1 protein-coding gene is annotated in these 248 nt (G+C 62.9%); it reads left to right on the plus strand.

From position 1 onward, the window contains the following. On the plus strand, nt 1-226 hold a 226-nt coding region (locus ACR6JA_RS23120), incomplete at its 5' end, for a chromate transporter (protein ID WP_494599852.1). Between the last annotated feature and the right edge of the window lie 22 nt (nt 227-248).

Consider the following 248-nt stretch of genomic DNA (forward strand, 5'->3'; position numbering starts at 1 on the left):
CCACCGGGCGGGTATTCAGACGACCATGGCGGGCATCAACGCCGGCGTGGTTGGTATCCTGGTATCGGCCTTATATGACCCGGTGTGGACAAGCGCCATCCACGGCAAGGCGGACTTCGGGTTGGCGTTGCTCTCGTTCGGGCTGCTCACAGTGGGGCGCGTGCCGCCAGCGCTCGTGGTGCTGCTGGCTGGCTTGGCAGGCTGGGTCATGGCGATGGGCATCTGAAATTCGTTTCACTCAGAGCTTT

The organism is Cedecea sp. B1(4) (assembly GCF_059414925.1).